This window comes from Paenibacillus puerhi (genome assembly GCF_009846885.1).
GTDB classification, from domain to species: domain Bacteria; phylum Bacillota; class Bacilli; order Paenibacillales; family NBRC-103111; genus Paenibacillus_G; species Paenibacillus_G puerhi.
In genome coordinates this window covers 1-2,079 of record NZ_WUWM01000081.1, presented here as the reverse complement: position 1 = coordinate 2,079, position 2,079 = coordinate 1, and the positions used below count along the sequence as shown (strand labels likewise).

General features: G+C 34.4%; 2 protein-coding genes. Both read right to left on the bottom strand.

Annotation, left to right across the window (positions count from 1 at the left end; all coding sequences use genetic code 11):
- Positions 1–122: 122 nt before the first annotated feature.
- On the bottom strand, positions 123–1,217 hold the full coding sequence (locus tag GSF01_RS29045) for an ABC transporter transmembrane domain-containing protein (RefSeq protein ID WP_159888752.1): 1,095 nt from the start codon (positions 1,215–1,217) through the stop codon (positions 123–125).
- Between the two features lie 269 nt (positions 1,218–1,486).
- Positions 1,487–1,933 carry a hypothetical protein gene (locus tag GSF01_RS29040; RefSeq protein ID WP_159888751.1) on the bottom strand — a complete coding sequence of 149 codons (447 nt, stop codon included), beginning with the start codon at positions 1,931–1,933 and terminating at the stop codon, positions 1,487–1,489.
- Between the last annotated feature and the right edge of the window lie 146 nt (positions 1,934–2,079).

Here is a 2,079-nt window from a genome sequence, read left to right as displayed (position 1 = left end):
AGTTGCTTGATGAGCACCTTCCATGGAGTCCAGCAGTTAGGCAACATTGTACATAACGCAAAGCCTATGGATTCTCATGAACCATGGGCTTTTCTTTTTCAATACACCTGGTTATTAGACGCTTACGATAAAACCTCACCTGAACTAGGATAGCTGAAGCATATGTTCTCTATCTCAATAGATTGTTGAAGCATATTTTTTTCTAAACGCAGAATCTTTTTTGGCTCCTCTTTTATTTCTAGGAAACTCAAAAAGTCACGAATATATGGAGCAGTAGTGTAGGTTATAGCCATCTGGTTTGCAATTACCTGCATTATCACCAACGTCGATGATAACGTCATTGATAATGAAACATAATCACCAACAGTTAGCTTTCTTTCTATAACAATCCATAGTAAGAGTCCTAAAAAACCAAAATTGAGAAAACTTTTAAACAACTCCAATCCTGCTTGATTGGTAGCGTTTAGTGTGTGTAATTTATATTCCTCATCCTTGGATATCCAAAAATACTTCGTCCATTTTTTTATTAAATATTCTGAATGCTTAAATATCTTTAATTCTTTAATAGAATCCTTAGATCTTAACAGTTCCGATAAATAGGATTGTCTACGGTTATTTTCTGACATTTCTACTGTTTGGGCATATTGCTTGTTTCCGAACTGTATTGTAACAACCATATATACTACCAAGAGAAGAAAAAGAGAAAAAAATAAAATCCAATGAATTTGAAACAATACCAAAGTAAACCCGAGCAACGTAACAACATTTTGTAGAATTGTAAAAACTGAATAGATGATTTTTATTCCTTTTCCGCCAGAGCTAGAAAAAGCTCTCTTTAATAAATTGTAGTTTTCAGGAGTTTCAAAATAGATGAGGGGTAAGTTAGAGCACTTATTTAACAATAACTCATCAGTTGAATACTGTATTTCATTTTCGGCTTTTATTTTAACTAAGTTTTCAATTTGAGATAATATAAAAGTGAACAAAGTTATAGCCAATTCTATAATCAACAGATATAGAGTATTGTAAATTTGGCTTTTGTCCCCAATTGAAATTATGACAGAGTCTACAATTACCTTTGTCATATATATATGAAGTAAAGGGATTACAGACTTAATTAAAAACAACAAGACAATAAAAAAAATTTTCCCCGGAACTATTTTAGATATATAGACCAGTATCTTTGATATTACTTTTATGTTATCTCTTTGTCCCAATGAAGTATCAATAATACATCACCCTTAACTTAAATAATGTCTCCCTACTTCTGTAGAGAGACATTATTTGTTCTAACTACGTATGATATTAGCAACAATCATCTCTACCAGAAGAAGCATAATAACAGTCAGAATACTTGATATTGTTTACGGTAGTGGAGCATCTGTGATAAAACTGCTTGTAATTTTGATTTCGATTGCTATCACTATCGCAATCCGTCGTGGAGCAATGATATTCTGGTTCACAGTTGTTGACATACTTCCATCCATTAGGGCATCCCGCCATTTTTTTCACCTCCTTTCAATATAGATTCCTCAGAAACTACGTTTAAAGTGTAGGAAGCCAAAACATTTTCCCCCACGTAAAGCAAATATGTATATATCCCAGTCTCTAAAACTAAAAAACGGAAATTTGTCGAGATATCAATACCGGGAATCATATCCACTTCTCTATAGTTCATGATATCAGGCAAATCTTTGTCGTTTACTAAAATACCAGCTTCGTTTACAACTTGGAGAGATGCTTTCATTCCCACGATCATATCAAGCTTTGATCTAGGAATGACGATTTTCATATAAACATCAGCAATAGCAACAGAGGGAATCGTGGGAACGATCAATTTGTTCAATACAGTACTAATTGAATGTTTTTTTGCTTCATCATTAAAAATAACTTTTTCGGCCACCAACATTTGCCCATAAAGTTCATCTACCATGAACTCACTCCTTTGAAAAGTAAGCGTCAAACAGCCCACACCTTGGCAAGAGGATGTGGGCTTGTCTATGATGAGATTATGATTTAAATACGCGTACGGTCAGCGGCAGCGACGGTGACCAAGGCAGCAAGCGGTCCAGGGCTTCA